The organism is Microcystis sp. LE19-10.1B, assembly GCF_027530565.1.
GTDB classification, from domain to species: Bacteria; Cyanobacteriota; Cyanobacteriia; order Cyanobacteriales; family Microcystaceae; genus Microcystis; species Microcystis aeruginosa.
Map to the genome: position 1 here is coordinate 1 of NZ_JAPZQM010000441.1, position 17520 is coordinate 17520.

General features: G+C 47.4%; 13 protein-coding genes and 1 pseudogene. 3 read left to right on the forward strand and 11 right to left on the reverse strand.

Features of this window, described 5'->3' with window-relative positions; genetic code table 11:
- Positions 1–12: 12 nt before the first annotated feature.
- Entirely contained in the window at positions 13–192 is a 180-nt protein-coding gene (locus O9332_RS16080; RefSeq protein ID WP_288026420.1) for a hypothetical protein, read from the reverse strand.
- On the opposite strand from O9332_RS16080, the pseudogene O9332_RS16085 reads away from it, so the two are divergent.
- From O9332_RS16085 to O9332_RS16095, 3 genes and pseudogenes are all read left to right on the forward strand, one after another.
- Positions 183–441, forward strand: a pseudogene (locus O9332_RS16085) (zinc ribbon domain-containing protein); the annotation flags it as partial. The gene O9332_RS16080 and the pseudogene O9332_RS16085 sit on opposite strands and share 10 nt — an antisense overlap.
- The gene (locus O9332_RS16090) at positions 398–886 is read left to right on the forward strand and encodes a type II toxin-antitoxin system VapC family toxin (RefSeq protein WP_288026405.1); all 489 of its coding nucleotides are present in this window, start codon (positions 398–400) and stop codon (positions 884–886) included. The pseudogene O9332_RS16085 and the gene O9332_RS16090, both read left to right, overlap by 44 nt.
- A complete protein-coding gene (locus tag O9332_RS16095; protein ID WP_353852232.1) occupies positions 879–1799 on the forward strand; it encodes a hypothetical protein in 921 nt (306 codons plus the stop codon). The genes O9332_RS16090 and O9332_RS16095 overlap by 8 nt, the downstream gene beginning before the upstream one ends.
- A gap of 217 nt (positions 1800–2016) precedes the next feature.
- Here O9332_RS16095 and O9332_RS16100 read toward each other — a convergent pair whose 3' ends face one another.
- The 10 genes from O9332_RS16100 to O9332_RS16145 form a co-directional block, all read right to left on the reverse strand.
- The gene (locus O9332_RS16100) at positions 2017–5445 is read right to left on the reverse strand and encodes a P-loop NTPase fold protein (RefSeq protein ID WP_288026409.1); all 3429 of its coding nucleotides are present in this window, start codon (positions 5443–5445) and stop codon (positions 2017–2019) included.
- Between the two features lie 159 nt (positions 5446–5604).
- Positions 5605–7839: a M6 family metalloprotease domain-containing protein gene (locus O9332_RS16105; RefSeq protein WP_288026411.1), complete on the reverse strand. Its 2235-nt coding sequence runs from the start codon at positions 7837–7839 to the stop codon at positions 5605–5607.
- Between the two features lie 63 nt (positions 7840–7902).
- Entirely contained in the window at positions 7903–8226 is a 324-nt protein-coding gene (locus tag O9332_RS16110) for a hypothetical protein (RefSeq protein ID WP_002757546.1), read from the reverse strand.
- A gap of 72 nt (positions 8227–8298) precedes the next feature.
- The gene (locus tag O9332_RS16115) at positions 8299–9411 is read right to left on the reverse strand and encodes a cyanophycinase (protein WP_002757543.1); all 1113 of its coding nucleotides are present in this window, start codon (positions 9409–9411) and stop codon (positions 8299–8301) included.
- Positions 9412–9471: 60 nt separating this feature from the next.
- Positions 9472–10467: a DUF2278 family protein gene (locus tag O9332_RS16120; protein ID WP_079208496.1), complete on the reverse strand. Its 996-nt coding sequence runs from the start codon at positions 10465–10467 to the stop codon at positions 9472–9474.
- A 43-nt stretch (positions 10468–10510) separates the two neighbouring features.
- Positions 10511–10993, reverse strand: a complete 483-nt coding sequence (locus O9332_RS16125; RefSeq protein WP_002757540.1) for a protease inhibitor I42 family protein — start codon at positions 10991–10993, stop codon at positions 10511–10513.
- Positions 10994–11118: 125 nt separating this feature from the next.
- Positions 11119–11931: a C1 family peptidase gene (locus O9332_RS16130; RefSeq protein WP_002757538.1), complete on the reverse strand. Its 813-nt coding sequence runs from the start codon at positions 11929–11931 to the stop codon at positions 11119–11121.
- Positions 11932–12137: 206 nt separating this feature from the next.
- Positions 12138–15347 (reverse strand): protein-glutamine glutaminase family protein, encoded by a 3210-nt coding sequence (locus tag O9332_RS16135; RefSeq protein ID WP_288026415.1) that lies wholly within the window; start codon positions 15345–15347, stop codon positions 12138–12140.
- 85 nt (positions 15348–15432) lie between these two features.
- Positions 15433–15654 carry an alpha-amylase family glycosyl hydrolase gene (locus O9332_RS16140; RefSeq protein WP_002757534.1) on the reverse strand — a complete coding sequence of 74 codons (222 nt, stop codon included), beginning with the start codon at positions 15652–15654 and terminating at the stop codon, positions 15433–15435.
- A 1029-nt stretch (positions 15655–16683) separates the two neighbouring features.
- Entirely contained in the window at positions 16684–17043 is a 360-nt protein-coding gene (locus O9332_RS16145; RefSeq protein ID WP_002757532.1) for a ribbon-helix-helix domain-containing protein, read from the reverse strand.
- Positions 17044–17520 lie beyond the last annotated feature (477 nt).

Consider the following 17520-nt stretch of genomic DNA (forward strand, 5'->3'; position numbering starts at 1 on the left):
TGGATAAGGCTTTTAGACTTTTTTGACCTCAAAAAGTCCCGACCCTTGCAGTGATTGAGGGGAAAATTCCGGGACTTTTTGCCTGAAAATTAGGTAATTGACCAGGTGAAAATGGGTAAAACCCCACACCCCACACCCCACACCCCACACCCTGCCACCAGGAAAAACTTTTTCAGCAGACCCTAGATAGATGGTTTCCTAGTTCTAAAAGGTGTAGTAATTGTGGGTATATTGCCCTTGAAAATGCCGTTAAATGTTCGAGAATGGGACTGTCCAGACTGTGGGACTCACCACGACCGAGATATTAACGCCAGTAAAAACATTTTGGCCGCAGGGCTTGCGGTGTCAGTCTGTAGAGCGACCATAAGACCAGAACAGAGTAAATCTGTTAAGGCAGGTGCGAAAAATCCTTCGGGAAAGAAGCAGAAACTCAAATCGTGAGGTTTGGGAATCGCCGTCCGTTTACGGCGGCGAGGATGTCAACAAATATTTGTGTCCCGACGAACAGGAAGGAGCGGCGACGGAATTGGTCGGCCGGGCGCTATCGGGTCGGATCGTCCTCCCCTGTTTCGCATGGGCCGAAATCGCTTCGGTTTTGCGGAAAAAAATCAGGAGTGGTCTGCTAACGGAAGGGGAGGCGGGTCAACTCTATAGTGCCTTCGGGGAATTACCGATCGATTATGTCGATGGGGAAGATATTCGAGAGAGGGCGTGGGAGATGGCCCGGATGTACGGTTTACTGACGTTGTACGATGCGGTTTTTCTGGCTGTAGCCGAGAGAGAGAGAGCCAATTACTGGACGGCTGACACGGTATTCTTGAAGGCTCTAGTTCCCAAACCGTCCTATGTGTTCGTTCTGGATGGGGAAAATGAACGCGATGGCTAAAAGACGGTCGGAATGGACAGAAGACGAACTCGATGAAATGTTAGCTTCTGCGGGGCGCGGGGTAGAAGCGATCTCGCGTAGCGAGCGCTTTGCGATCGAGGTGGAGGTAATTCAATCCTCGCGACCGTTGAGCGAGGAGGAGGTCAGGGACAGGGAGCGGTTAGAGCGGACGGTAGAACGGGCTTTCTACCAGGCCGGTTCCGCCCTGCAAGAACTGCGAGATCGACGGTTGTACCGGGACGGGTACGACTCCTTCGAGGATTACTGTCGGGGGCGATTCGGTCACAGTCGTCAGAAGGCCAACTATTTAATTACGGGGGCGGCGATCTACCGAACCCTGAGTGCCGCTAACTGCCCGCTCCTACCATCGAGCGAGTATCAGGTGCGCCCCCTGGCCGTCCTTGCCCCGCAACAACAACCCACCGTCTGGAATGAGGCCGTAGCGGAAGCTGGGGGCAAAACTCCCGACCACCGAGTCGTTCGCGAGACGGTGGGTAAATACCGGGACAAAGGGAAAGCGAATGTTTTCGAGGTGGGGGAAGTGGTCGGTATCCTTGCCAAAGATAACCCGCGCCTGAAAGGGAAAAACAACTGTTGGGCGATCGTTACTGCCGTTCACCCGCGCTCCTGCGATCTGCGACTTCACGATGGGGCGATCGATCTGGTTAAAATCGAGTACCTCAAGGAGTTGGGCTACACCGAAGGGGACTGTCAGACGGTGCGGCGATTATGCGAACGCAAAGCGCTCGCTACGCGAGATCGACTATCGAGACTGAGGGAACGGGACGATCTAGAAGATACCGCCGTCGCCTTCTTAGGAATCTTGGGGAAACTACAGCGACCTTACTTGAGCGAGTTAGAGGAGGAAATGCTGACGATGCTAGAGAGGTATTACGGGTTAGTGACCGATTAATTGCCGTCCTCGATGGACTCGAATCGCTGGATAGAGGGTGAGATAACTGTTCACCACGATCTGCTGTTTAAAGCGATAACGCTCTTTTATCACTATAGGGAGGTTAGAATTAAGAAAAAGCCCTGAAAGCGAGAAGTGGTATATGGTTAAGCCTCGACCCGCCGTGCCGACGGCGAAATTTATGTTTTCAGATCGGTGTCAAGTGAACGCCTGATATCTACCCTTGATGAGAACGAACTGTTCTTTGGGAATCCTCCGGACTGTAGCCAATATCACCAAAAAAGCGGAATGAACGAACCAAATTAAAGGTTTCTAAATCAAATTGAGTTAGCGTTACGTCCTCCAGTAAGGCTGTCGCATCAAGGTTAAGTCTATTGTATTCTCGTTGCAAATAAGCATCACCAGGTTCCAGGGAAAGATCTGAAAAAAAATCAAGTATTTTCATTTCTTTTAGTTTTTTCTCATTGTCCTTTAACTCTTTCTCCTTGCTCTTTATTTCTTCTGCTTGAACTGTTTGATTTTTCTCCTCCAATTCTTTGAATCTCTTGAGACCTTGCTTTAATGTCTCGAACTTCTCAAACTCGAGGTCTAATTTTTCAAACACTTCCCGTATTAAATCAGGATAACGTGCTGACAGGGCAAGAACAGACAAAATAACTCTTGCTTGTTCATCACTTTTTTTTCCCATTTTGCTGGCGTGAAACTCACTGATTCTGAATATCTTGTAAATGTTCACTAATCGCTTAATTTTTCTGGGCGAGAGTTCAATTTGTTGACAGCATTTTAGCAATTCATCAAATTCTGTCTCAGTAAACTTGAGTGTGTCCAGGGTCAGCTTTGCTATTTGATCCGGTTGAGTAGAGACTGATTTGTCATTATTTGTTGTCTTAGTAACACCTATTTCAGTCCCTTGAGAGCTATTAGTGGATGTCTCTTTACTGGTAGCTTTGTTTTCTTCACGTTTACGCTCCACTTCCATTTGCTTGTCCAAGTAATTGAATAATGCTGAGTGAGCGATAGAACGTACCCGGTAAGGAATCTGAATAATTTTTTCCAGATAATCTATACCAGAGGGACTGCCTCTGGGAATCAGTACGTCTTTATAATACTTTTCTAAAGCACGGGTGATGTAACGCTCATCAATGGCAAGAACAGCAATGAAGAGAGGTGTTTTAACCAAAAGCTGGACAGCTTCTAGAACTTCGACAACACGATGAGGGGGGCAGCGGTCAAGATCATCAATGTAGATAAAGACGCGGGCTGAACCCCTAGGAAAGACTTTTTTGAGGTTTTCTAATTTGGTTTTAAATTCGGCTTCACTTTTCGGGGGTAATAGACTTATACTGAGTTTCCAAATATCTTCTTTAATTTGGTGCATTAACCCCAAATGTTTTTCGTAGCTATTGTCTTCTATGCGAGAACGAACAAAACTGCTTAATTTACCATATTGCTCTTGAGGTAATTTTGCTTCAGTTTCTGCGATCGCTTGTTCTATTTCTAAGGTTTCTTGTTCAAGTTGTATCTGATAAATTTCTAGATTATTTTTAACTCGAATGAATTGTTGAGTTTGCTGAGACAAACTTTTCAAAACTGGATCATTTTCTGTTCTCTCTTGTAATAATTTTTCAGGTTGTTTGGTTTTATATTCTTGGAGTTGTTCTTTGTAGTCTGTTAAGACAGATTCGACTTTTATGTACCATTTTTGACCAGATATAAGCAGTTTTTGTGCAACACCAATCGCAGGAACAAGTGGAATGATTAAACTGGCAATTTGTGCCCCGATATTTACTTGGGGAATTTTATCTACAATAATCGGTATTGCTACACTAGCTAACCCTAACATAACAAAACCAGTGATTAACCCAGAATTTTTTAAAAACCATTGTGTAAAGGCTTTATGAGTTAGATTAATTGTTCTAGTTTTACCATCGACATCTTGTTGAATTTTTCCTGATTCGAGAATCTGGCTAACTTTTGTTAATACGTCATCAAATTGTTTAGTATCTATATTTTGTTTTTCAAGTTCCTCCTTTATTTGACTGGAGATTATTTCAAAAACTGTTTCTCCTGCTTTTCCTAATCGGTTAATTAAAATGGTTTTCGCAATATCTAAACTTGAGTGAATCGCTTGTTGAACATTACTTTTTAGGTATTTTTCTCTTCCTTCATAGTCTGTTTCAATTTGAACAATTTTGTCTTTTATCTTATCTATCTGTTTTTGATTTTCGGATTTTTGTTGCTCAATTAAACTAAGTTTGGCTTGTTGACTTTCCTTTCTTTCTTGAAATTGTTTTTCAACTTTGCCGTATTGCTCCCATAAGAGTTCTTTCCATAGAATGCTGTCTGCTGTTGATAATGGGGGATCTTTCAGTAGGGCAAGTTTTTGTTGGGGTAGCACCCGATCTAAGAAATAGGCACGATCTTCTTCATTGGTTTCATAAAGAAATGACCAATAGAATCCTGTTTCGCGGAGAGCTTTGGCACGTGATGGCTCATTGTCAGAGTCTTCAGCGAGGACTCTGGCAAGTTTCTGTTCAAGCGATATCTGGCGATCTAATTCCAGAAAGATGGTTTGCATCAGACTAGCCCAAAGGTTATACTTAGCAAAAGTCCAGGCATCAAATTTGATTTGATAGATATGCCCAACATAGGGAAAAGCTTTTTTCTCTTCCGTACTCCATGCCTGTTCTTCCGTTAGGGATAAGCTACGAATTTCATTCATTCTCTGCTGCATCAGATTCATAATGAAAGACTTTCCGCTTCCCCATCCTCCCAAAATTCCTACTGCTAATGGTGGCTTCAAATCCCGCAGAAGCAACATATCAGCTAAGGCATTAGTCTCATTTTTAATACTAAGGAGATCGTCTCCTTCTTCCGAATCATTCAATAGCTTTTGACCACGAAGATTACTCTCTATTATTGGAATTGGATATCCAATATTTTTTATAAGATCTTTTGGCCAATTGAATGTCTTTAGTAGATCATCTACTAAATCGTGGTTAGTGATTGAATTCTTGATTTGCTTAACTGAATTCAAGCCCTGTAATAAAGCATCCGTAAGAACGCCATGAGTAGAGGTTTCTCCAGCATAACTATAATTAGCAGCAATAAAGCAACGATCATATTTTACTTCACTACTTGCTTGGGAAAACAAATCAATAAATAAATTACTGAAATCACTGTCTAGCCAAACAATTTGTTGTTTAACAGGACTTTTTTCAAGTTGATCGTGTAACCATGTCAGCGAAATACTTCTTGATTTAGGTTTAGGTGTAGGTTCAGACTGAGATTCGGTTAAAGGATCAGGGAAATCAGTCAGTAACAGGTCACCTTTTTGAGTTTCTTTTTCTTCTGCTCCATAGATTCCAGCACCATTACCAGAGAAGTAAAATAGTGCCGTTTCCGTATCTCCATCTTGAGGATTAAAGAGTTGCTCTATCAAAATTTTTAATTTATCAGGCTCATAAGGGTTTTTATGATCTTTATCTTGTTCTTTAAATTGATTGAGCAACACTTGGACTTCGTCAAATCGACCAAATGTTCGCAGTAACTGAGCGATATCCTCAGCATCTTTGAGAGAATGTTGTGGGCAAAAAATACTTCCTTTGTATTGATTGACTCCAATAACTAATGCTTTTCTTTTCATGATCTAAGCCAATTTATAAGTTAAATAACTTGAAACTGAAAATTTTATTCGCTTGTAACTGATTTAGATAAAGGAGCGATCGTCTCCATATCGGGTTTCAGATTTGCGCTCGCATCTTGCCCTCCGAAGAAGCGAGCGCGAGGTTTCAAGGAGACATCCTCAATACATCAACTGTAACGACCATTTCTCTAGTTTGCCCGTATCCAGCCGCTGCAGGTCTTTGACCCGTAAGGACCAGTTGCCTTGAATCTGTTGCCCGACCAAGGCTTCTAGGGCAGGAGTAGATGTCCGGTCGTAGGTCATCCTCAGATCGTCTTTACTGCCCCCTGACATATTATGTAGGGTGACACTCTGACCAGAGGGAGCCACAATTTCCACCAGTAAGTCGCCAATGTAAGTGTGGGGGATGACTACCCCTACAGAGATATCCTTGAGGGTTCCTGACTGGGCAATTGCGATGGCGCTGCTGATTCCTGTGGGAGTATTGTCCGGAATTGACAGGTTCGGACTCACTTCACCTCGGGCAACTTGCCCCGCTGACTCGTACTCAATTTCGATGTTCCAGCGATTGAGCCGGCCGATGTCACGGGAGGCCAAATCTCGCACGTTCAAGAGCCAATATCCCGCAATCAATTCGCCGTTCAAAGCCGACAATGCAGTCGTGGAGCTTGAACTGTAGGTCTGTTGTAAATCTCGACGAGAGCCACCGGCGCGGTCGTGGAGCAGGACTTTCTTGCCAGACGGGGACTGCAACTCCACTTGCAGGTCGCCAATGTAGGTGTGGGTGATGTCTACGCCGACAGACAGGCTTTTGACTTTACCCGCCTGGCTGATGGCGATCGCACTGCTAATTCCTTCGCGCTTGTTATCGGGAATGAGCAGGTCAGCAGTGACCTTTCCCGTCACCACGTTGGAAGGGACTAGCGAACCCACCTTGAGGCGAATCACCTCACCGGGTTCTGAGATATCGGCAAGAGCCAGCCCTGAATCAGAGCTATCCCAGCCCCGGGTCGAAGGGGTTGTTGCGTAAGACAATGCCACGCCATCCGCTCGTTTAAACAGATCGGTGCTATCTCCTTGGTTGCGATTGCTTTCGAGATCCAGATGCCCGTCTGCTTGAAGCAAGCCACATTGGTAGTGGCGCTCGCGGGTTCCCCCCTGCCACTCGTTCGACCCCAGAGTATCGCAGTGGTAGACCGCCAGTCCGCTATCGGGGAGGTAGGCATCTAGGCCGCGTTGAGTGCGGTTTTCGATGATGAAGTATTCATTAGCCCGGTGGGTTTCATATTTCATCAGGGTGCCGTAGTCCCCCTGTTTGGACTCATAGACACCGGGAGAGTTCAAGCGGACTTGGCGATCACACCACCCGACCAGATCTCGCAAGTAGCCGCAGATGGAAGCGGGGGTGCGGCCGTTGTTGAGGTGGTTGCCAGCGGACATCAGGCAGTAATACCCCATGCCAGCACTCTTCTCAAAATCGCCATCCCGAGAGCCGTAGTCGTATAAGTCTGGGAAGCGGCAGAGAAGGTGGCCGCTTTCATGGCAAAAGGTGCCGATGCTCAGGTCAACTCGCTGGCGGCCTAAGCTCTGGATCGTGTAGTAGCGAACTTTGATGCCGTTGTAGGTCAGGTTCAGTTCTGAGTTATGGGGCCAGAGGTTGCCTTCATAAACGGTGCGCCCGGCATACATGAAGCTCAGTGCATCGACGATGCCTTCACCGCGAGAGTCAAATTGAGACAGATCGATACCCAGTTGGTTGACCACTTTATCGAGGGCTTCCCGACAGAGGAGGTTCTGGACGTAGTAGCGTTGGTTCTGGCTCAGTTTAATCGGCCCCACCACCACATTCGAGTAGTCCAATTTGCCGTTGGACATCAGGTGGTAGTATTCGCGCACCGAGCAGAAGTTGCCATTTTCTCGATAGTTGGGGGCGTTTAACATCGCCTCCACGTCGGCGGCGGTAACTGCACTGGTGAGGTCGGCAAATTCAACCAGCACCGTTAAGCCGCGAATGTGTCCCTCACTGACGCGCCGCCCTTCCAGCAGCCCATTGTTAGGTCCGAGAGTCCTGGCCACGTTAGCAGCCGCACCGGGTTGTGGCGGTCGCAGGTCGGCATAGCGCCCTTCAAACTTGTCGTTGCGAATAGTTTCCGCTTCTTTCAGTCCCCGCCGGATGTCTGAGGGCGGGCGCTTGGAGATGGGAACGCCGCTGGAGGCAAATCGCCCACTCAGTAAGACGGCATAGCAGTAGAGTCCGCGCTCTGGATCGTAAACGGCGGTGTAACCATCCTTGGTTTCATAACGGGCATAGAATTCATCCCCGAAGACGACCAGTTCCACGTCGGGTCCATTGTCTTGTTGGAAGATTAGGGTTTCTCCAAATATGGCACTCATAATTTACTCCTTGTGTTGAGTTTAAATTTTCTCGAAAATCCAAAATCCAAAACGCCATGAGAATCACGATTGAGAAGGCAAGTCGGTATGAGACGGTCTCAGTTGGGTGTAACGCCGGGCAAATTTCTCCCGCCGGATGGGTTCAGCTTCCTCGAGGTGCGGCTGTAGTTCAGGTGGGGGCGCTTCCAGGATGGGAATGCCACTGGAAGCAAATTCACCCTCGCACAAGATGGCGTAGCCATATTGCCCCAGTTTGTCGTCGTAGATGACGGTATAACCGTCCTTGGTTTCGCGACGGGAATAGAACTCGTCACCGAAGACCACTAGCTCGACTTCAGGACCGTTTTCCTGGGGGAAGGTTAAGGTTTCTCCAAAGATGGCACTCATGGTTGACTCCTGATTTGAATGAGCGCGGATATCTTCTGAACCTGAAAGGGAGTTTCGCTCCCGTCGCTCAATTCAGCCACGATAGGGATTGCTAGAAGATATGCGTCCCCGCTTGACGCTGACTTGGTAATAATCGGTTGCGGGAATGTTTTTCAGGTCAAAGGTTTGACCATTTCTGACTCGCCAAACGCGGTAATTTGAGAAACTAAGAGGCTTATTTCGCTCGCAGACTTCCGGTTGGTGGTCGCCGAGAATTAAATAAGCTGAACCGTCCCGCTCGTTGGCCATGACCTGAGCCATCCCTTGTTGATTAATTACCAAGGACGTTCCTTCATCGATGCCGATGGCTAGGGCGCGAGGGGTGATACCATCTCTGAGCAAGCGAGCCACAAAGGCCATCGCTCGACCCATGCGATCATCCTGGTAGAAGTGGGTATCGACAATGGTTCCCTTGAGCGCCCGCCATTGGAATAAGTTGTCAGTAAAGAGGATATCTTCATAAGGATCGGCCAGGGCATCATCAGAGATAACGGCATCCGAGCAAGCATTGAAAATCCACTCCCCCTGAATCATCGCCCCCGCGCTAGTTCCCCCGATCGCACCGCCTCTGGCCTGAACTGACTCAATGGCAGCTTCAATCGCCGTTCCTTTAAAGTTGCGGGCATATTTGCATTGATCGCCCCCAGCGAGAAAGACGACTTCGGCCTTCTCGATCGCCTGAGCGATCTGGGGCTGTTCAGCTTCTTGGCGGGCGGGATTGGTAAAGACATAAGTTTCGATGGAGTCTAATCCTTGCAGCCGCTGTTGGGGGTCGAGCAAGAGGGAATGATATTTGAGGTAATCGTTTTTAATGTCAGGTTGTTTTTTTGACCGATCCCAGGCTTCCTGATCTTCGTCCGTCAGAAAGCGAAGCACGACTAGATCGACAGTTTTTGAGCAGTCCTGACAGCCTCGAACCTGGTCGATCGCCCATTGGATGGCTCGATCAACATCCGTCCCGCCGCCACCCAGGTCGTAAACCGGACCGACCAATGGCGGATTCACATCTTGACTATTGCCATTTGATTGATGCCAGACTTCAGCCCGGGCGGGGGCCGGGAAAAGCAGCAGCAGGCAACAGAAAACAACAGCCAAGGACATCAATTTTGATTTGGCGGGGAAAAGCTCTAGTACAGGTATCTTCATGGAAAGTTGACCTCCTCCTCAATCTAGGTTTAGGGACTTTCTTAAAGCCAAAAGTCAGGTTTAGAACAGGAGCGTCCATCCCTGCTTCTGAGCTTGTTCCTTGGTATAGGAAACCCCATGAACTTTGATGCTCCGAGCATTTAGCAGCGTGATGATGCCTCCCTCGTTGGACAGTTGTGCGTCCGCCCCGCTCAGTGGTACCGTCACGATGCCCCCTGCTTTGAGGCGGATGTCTTGTAAGCGAGACTTGCGTTTCTGCTTGTCTGCCAATGCCCAGCCTTTGAGATCGACAGCATCTGGCGAAACATTGATCAGTGTCACCGACTCCTTGCCTGGATCTGCTCCCAGGGGATTCACCAGTGCCGCTAGAATCCTCACGGCTGCCTCAACTGGAACCTCTGTAATCGCATCGCCCGTGCGATCATCGGTATGGAAAGATTGGGACTGGAACGCAAGAAAGATGCCGATCCATTGGTTGCGCGAGGGGAAATGAATCAGCAGTGCGCCATCCTGATAAACGCCGTTATCCTTTTGGAATCTGCCCACACTGCCCTGATTCATGTGGAGGTCGTGAATACCGCTGCCGGGGACAAAATCAAAGTATTGGTCGGGGTTTGTCGGTTCCGGCCCCCAAGAGGCTCCGAAGGCGTACAAAATCGCATCTTCAGCTTGAATAGCCCGCTGAAGGTACAAGTCAATCAACTCTTTCAAGTCATTGCCAGGTCCGGGAACGTCCGGGGGCAGTGGCTTCATGTCTTCGGGACGGAACAAATTCCCGCGAATAAAATCCAGAGCCACACCTCCGGGTTGGCTTTCCAGTTTGTGGAATCCTAAACTGAAGTTCGCTAACTGATTTAAGATTGGGTGTTGAAAGGCATCATTGACTAGATACAGCAAATCCGAAGGGCTTTCTTGGGATTTGACGTTGATGGCGATGCGGTGTTTTTTCTGCCCATCGCTTACCAAAACCTGATAATGGGGCGAAGGATCGGTCTGGGGATCGATTTTGCGTTCCAAAGCCCGACATTTTAATACTCCATAGGTTGCTAGAGACATTTTTTCAATACCTCCTTTTGAGATAATCAGCACTAGGACTCAATCACTGAACCTGAATATTGACTGTGAACTGCTCAATTCCTCTAGTCTCAGGTTCCCATGAACGCCGCCGCCTGAGTTGAATCTGAGCCGTTCCAGTGGACTTCGCCCTAAAATGGAAGGTCCGCGTACCCCCACCGCCTGTACCAGATCCGGGTGCTACCGAGTAATCTGAACCGGGGAACTCGACAAGCTGATTGTCAACTCCGCTGATTTCCCAATGATAGCCGGTAGTGGGGTTTTCTGGGAGACGGATGGCAATTAAATCGCCCGCCTGCACCTCGAATGTTTTCCCCTGATCGCTGTCTAAAATTACAATTTCCGACATACCAGAATTCCTTCCTAATGAATTGTCACTATTACAGGCTGCATGGGCCGGGTTAGCTACGAGACAGATTAAGATCATCCCCAGGGTCAAAGCTATCCAGCGTACAGCAGTGAGGTTTAAATTGCTCAAATCCTTGAAAGTAGATTCGCGTTGAAACATGGAAGTTTTGAGTTAGAAATGAGGTTGGGAAACAGGTTAGATAAGCTTTATCACCCCTGCTCCTCCGAAAACAGTCGCATTTAATCAGATTTCCCTATCTCCTCAAGATAGAGTTTTGAGATAGCCTACGGTTCATTTTCCACTTGACGAATCGTCCAGAAATCGTCAGCTAGGTTATCGTCCAACAGATAAGCATAGGGGATGGTAAAGTAGCCTTGCATTCCCCAGTCTTTCCCCCAGGAGTTGCGGACGATAAACCGCCGTTGGCTATCATCATAACCGACGGCTAACACGGCATGACCCCCCAATAATTGTTCATTGGGAGACGGCATGGGGACGCGACCTGTTTGTTTCACCTCTTGACTTTCAAAGCTCTCGTAAACACTGAACCCAAAGACGAAGGGATAGCCGGATGCTAAACATCCCTTCATCTGATTGAGGTTTCGCACTAGCCGGCTGTAAAGAATTGCTTGGTGTTTGGCCGCGACTTCATAACATTTTGGGGTAGGTTTTTTAATAAACCTGACCTGATAATCAGGATCGTAGGGCCAGATGCCCTCAGGTCCCGGATGCTGTTTGGTTTTTTCCTCTGGACAAGCGCCTTGCTTGCCAACGCTTTTAATGCCATCACGAATCATGGCGCCGCTATCTTCGTTCACAGTCCCTTCCATGACCCGTTCGTTGTAGTAAATAAACAAGCGGGAAGGGGTAAAAATATCCGTCAATTTCTGCTTCATTTGATCGAACTCAAGGGCACTAGCAATGGCATTGGCGGTACAACTGCCCAACTGTTCTTGATCGTAGATGTGGGGACAATTAGGGCGGAGATCGACCTTGGCTGGTAAAGCTCTCAGTGCCGTAACGGGTGCAGCGTAAAGCAGATCTCGATGATCTGGTAAGTCAGGAACCCATCCATAACGTTTGTTTGTGCGTGTCATTTTTTCAACTCCTGTTTAATCTAAAAAAGATGTGAACTTTCTACTTTGTGGCATGGACATCTCAGAAGTACGATCGCTTCTTTCCTGTTTCAAAAACTGCGATCGCATTGTTGTCAAGTTGAGTAGCTCAAGGGAATTTCACCTCCTGTTGGATTTTAGCGATCGCGTATTGCCTTTTCAAAAAGCGATCGCCTTCCTCAATAAGCTCAGAAACATTTTCGAGAACGTCCGATCAAACTTGCGATAGCTGTTAGAGCAACAGCGCCACAGAGAACTGGTACAAGTTGCGGTGACGATGCTCCAAGTAGTACCAAGATTGCCAGTATCAAGGCACCAATGCCTGCACCCGCCACAATAACCCGCAGCTTGCTGCAAATATTGGGCTGACACTGAATGACCCAGGTTAAGGCGATCACAGCTAGGAAGACTGCAATCACTGCGACAGTTACCCAATTGGTCATTATGCCGAGGGCAACGATGAAAATTGTCAGTGAGACGGCACAGATGATAGCTAATGTTCGGCAGAGCCGTACTTTCTGCCAGTCTCCAGTCGGTGATGCTTCAACCTGGCTAGAATCGCCACCGAGCGCGTCAACCCGATTAGCAATCTGTTCAACATAACGGTTGAAAACAGGGAACCAACGGTTATTTTCGGGGATGGACTGCTGAACCCAGCGGAGATTGGATAATATGCGTTCTTCCGGTCCGAGCATTTCCTCTTTCGTCCGAACCGGAATCGTAAGCTGGAATGTGCCAAGGATGCGCCGCCATTTCCTTGAATGTTCTACAATCGCCAGGTTTTCCGACGGCGAGTCTTGCAGACGTGGCTCAATCGGAAGTTCTTTGCCTGTACTCGTCACTTGCCGGACAACTACCGTGAAAACCTCGTCTCGCCTTACTGTTGGGGGTAAATCGATTGACAGCAACCCGGCTAAATTGGTGTCCGATCCGGGTGGAATGGGTATATAGGTGATGCCATCCGTCGGGCAACGCAGAGTATGATCGTCGATCCGAATCAATCGGTGTGATCTGTACATCTGCACGGCCATTTCCAGGATATGGGTGACGCTGACACTTGGCAGATAGAGGGTTGCAAGGCTTCCGACTGGGGTGTTTCCCCAGTCAATCATCAATTCGTCCGGGATCTCATCAGGACCAAGATTTGCCCGTGTCGGTCGGATGTCAAAGGTATTGGGGATGCGGCGGGATGCGAGGTTGCCAGGATTTGGGGATTCAACGATCATGAGATTCCGCTGGGCGAGTTTGTCAGAGGATCCTGGAGTCGCATTGGGTGGAATCGGATCGGGATCAAAGGCAATTTCGGCAACGAGACACTGGTGCTTGTTGCGGATATGTTCATAGATTGTTTTACGATCCGCTGCTGGATAGGGTCCATCCATCGGTGATGCTTGGAACGGAAACTGAGGTTGGGAGGACTGGTTGATGTCTAACCAGCAACCGAAGTAGTTGTAACTCTCTGCCCCTGTTGTGTCGGGTTGAAGCGTCTGCACATTCGCTGGGTCAGGTTGGTCGTTCAGGGTCTTGGTTGGATCCGATGAATCAATTCGTGGTGCGGCAAAGCAGGGAATACTGATTACCTCGCCGCCCGCAATTCCTCCCTGAATTCCAAGGAGCGGGATGATCGTGCCGGCTTTTCCGCCGCGACGGTAGGTCGTTGACTGGTTGTATTCCAATGAGGTCGTCGAGGCTGGGAAAAGTCGAAAGAATACCCGCACGTCTTTCGCCTCTTTGATTTTCGATCGATAGTGTACCCGAGCGATCGCAAAGTTAAAAACAGGCGTCAGCGTCCCGTTGACTTTAACTTTTTCGGAGAGTTCTAGTTTGGATGTCTGCTGATCGATGGAGATATCGTCAAAGGTCTGTCCACCAGTGGTGCCATTGTTCAAGTTGGCAATCACTTGCTCGATGAAGTCCGGAGCCTGATCGGGCGCGTTCCCCATGGTCTTGCCAAACTGCGACTCGCCTGCCTTAATTTGGAACACCCGCAGATCTCCGCTCAACCAGGAAACTGGACCATCGACTTCGTAGGGATTGGGCTGCTTGATCAGGTAGATGGTCGCGCTACTCGACACAGTTGCGATCAACGCGGTAAGTGTTACATCCTCCACGTCGTTGACAAATCCGTCGGTGCCTGTGAAGCTAATCTGATAAGTCCAGGTTAATCTCTGCCGACGTTTGAGATGGCTTGGGTCTTCCACGTCAAGCGCAACCGCCTCGGCTGTCATTTGAGCGATGCTTGGGGCGATCGTCAGTGCAGGCTTGATGTTCGGCACACCAAACAGCGTTGCAGATGTGATGCCAAGCTCTTGGGCAGAGAAGCCATCGACAATCACATAAAAAGCTGCTTCAATCACTGCCGCCTGTCCAGGCTTCAGCATTGCTGCAATCTCGTCTTCACCGAAGGTGCTGCGATCAACGATAAAATGGCAGGACTTGACAATCGGACAAGCATAGGGTGAAGGTCCATAGTCCTGGCATAGTCCATCTAATAAAATCCTGTACTGCTCCATGTCGTTGTTGGCTTGAGCTTGCGTCGCTGTCCCTCCGCTGGGCCAGTATTGCTCCCATAGAGAAGGTGTCAGTGTTGCACTGGTGTCAGTCTGGCGTAATCGCCATTCGTCGGGAGTAACTGGTTTATCGCAGAGGGAAGGATCGATGACCATTTTCAGATCCGGCCCGCTGGGTTGTTGAACCATCAACGTCGGTGCTACGTGCCAACACCAATGCACTTCGCACTCAGGCACATTTGAGCTAGGGGCAAGCAAATTGCAACCCGCAGAATCAATCCAGATTTTTTCGGGGGTTTCTCCCTCTGCTATCATCAGATAGCACATCAGATGCGCCCTGATCCAGCATCCGTTATAGGGGAATTTGTAAGGAATGCAGGGATCGGTAGAGGAGCAGGGCACACAGGATTTCGCTTGCATCAGATTAAACAGTTCGACTGCCCTATCCCATGTGACGGGCGGATCGGGGGCGGATGGAGCCGGTGGCTCGGTAGGGCGATCAATGCCAAAGGATTGAGGGAGCGGTCGGACATCGATAATTTCAAAGTTTTGCTGGGTTGATGTAACCAGAATGGCAGCATCGTTCGCCAGTGCCGCTTGAAGTTCATTCAACATCTTCTGAAAATCCGGATGATTGCGCGGCAGATAGTGGCGGGCTTGAGAAGTATAGAAGGTAACATAAACAGCTTCTTCACTTTCATTTATTCGCCAAACCTTGGCAGCTTCGGGAACAGATAATTTTGTGATGATATTTGTCTCAGAATCGATTTCTACATAGACTGGCCTGTTATTTCTCTGAAGGTAATCAACCATTCGTGCCCAAACCGTCGCAGGGGGATAGCTTAGGTCTAAAAGACCTACTCGATCGCCTTCAAAGTTCACCGTCATAACCTGTGATTCTTGGGATGGAAGGGATCTCAGAATTTCCCTAGATGGAGACAGTTTCCTGATCTTATCTATCAGTGCATTAGAATTAGACATTTTTAGTTCCTCCGTATGTAGTTGATTGTTCTATAGCGGTTCTCACACCTGTGCCGTAGCTGTGATAAGTTTCCCGAAACCGAACCTGTTTAAAAATAGGGCTAATCCAGAGCGACGTCACCCCCAATCGTTTCAGATAGCCGATTTTGCTCTCTAACCCCTTGAGCGTCCCTCCCACATATTTGACTCCTGCTTCGCGCTGCTCGGGCTGCATCCGCCTCGGTTTTCACGGCATTTTCCGCACCAGCCGGACTGTAGGGTGGGGTTGTCCCGCTCCGGACTAAATTCCCCTCGTTGTCCTTGTACCCGTTTTCACGACCATCGGAGAAGCGATCGAGCATCAAGAAATAGAACGTTTGGTCTTCCCAGGTGATCGGCGACGGGAACAATCCCCCTGCCGGTGATAGGGATGCAAAATTCAGTTCGCTTAAGCGTTGAACGGTTGTCGTCATGGGATTTTTCCTCTCAATCTTTCAAACTACTCATCCTGTCCGCCGCTCTTTTAATTCCTACTTAAAAAGCTTTTTTCTAGGCATGAGGTCGTTGGCTTATTCCCTCCTTGTTGACCGTCTTCATGTATATTTTTTGACTTTTTGATGTTCTTCTTCTAGGGTAAAGTGAAAGTATAGTAAAGTGCAGTTAAATTTTCAAAACTTAATTTTTCCTAGCCTGTCCACTCACTTATTTTTAACAAAAGTTAAGGACTCCCTCTCAAATAGTTTTTGGTAAGTTCGATTCTTTCTTTTGGCTTCCTGGTATCTTTTGAAGCTACACTTTCAGCGATACCGATCTGAAGCAATTCTCTTAAGATCGAATAATCGCAAAATCGGCGATGCTATTTCCCGTTATCAACCCATCGACCGCCCGAAAATGCTTGTCATAGCTAAATCAAGCCAGATTATATTGTAGAGCGGTCGCCGCAATCCACATATCGTTAGTCGCAATCGGATTGCCATTTTTCCTCAAGTAATAATAAACTCTAGAGTAATATTCGGCGGTATCGCAATCGATCTCGCGTAGCGAGCGCTTTGCGTTCGCAAAACAGTTAATTTTGGATATTTCCAAAAATTGCTTAAGTTTCCTTCGGTTATATTCTTCTCTAGAACTCAACGCAAAACCACCATAAATTCTCCTAAAATTACACTATTTAAACCGATTAAAGGCGTGTTTCTAATAACCTCAAATGTTTCAAAAATATTACGTTTAAAAGTGGTATAAGCGTTGGTATCCAGTAGAATCGGTCTTAGCTCCGCAAACTTTCCTCAACTGCTCGAAAGGCTTCTGTATTTTGTAAAAAATCCATCTCATCCGCCTCTGTCCAAGTTCCAGCTAATTGAGATAATAAAGTCTGATCGGAATCGGCATTATTTGTTTCTGAATCCTGCAATAAAAATTTGATCAGTTTCAACTTTTCATGTCTCGATAAATTATGTAATTGCGATAATAAATTTTGGTTTTCGAGACCGTTGACAGGGCTTATGTGCCAATCTATTGCACGTCGGATGATCTCGGCCTCGCTGAGTCCCGTTCGTCGAGCGCTCTCTTTTAGTAAATTATCCTGTTCGGCTTCGATATAAATTTGCTTGCGGATTTTGCTGACCATAGCCGAATTCGATTATCTATATACATTAGATGAGACTTGTTGCGTAATAGTGGCATAATGGGGAAGAAACAATGATTGGATATCCCCTTGAATGCTGAACATTGGCAGAATATTGCATCAAGATAGACTCTTGAGAGCGACCACAGGACTCAATAGAAGAGCGTTTGAGACCTTGTTAGAGAAATTTGAACAGGTGTATTTGGCGGAAGCAGACAACAGGGAAAAGCCAAGAAAAAGAAAAATCGGAGCTGGCCGGAAAGCTAGATTGCAAAGCATCAGAGAGAAATTATTCTATATCCTGTTTTACTTGAAGTGCTATCCAACCTTTGACTTGGCGGGGAGCATCTCACCTTTGCAATAAGTAGAAATGCTTAATGAGATCAATAAAAAAGTTAAAAAAGGCAACCATTTAGATAAGCACAGCGATGACGAAGGACTTGCGGTACATTACAAGATTGCCAACTTGCACCAGTAATT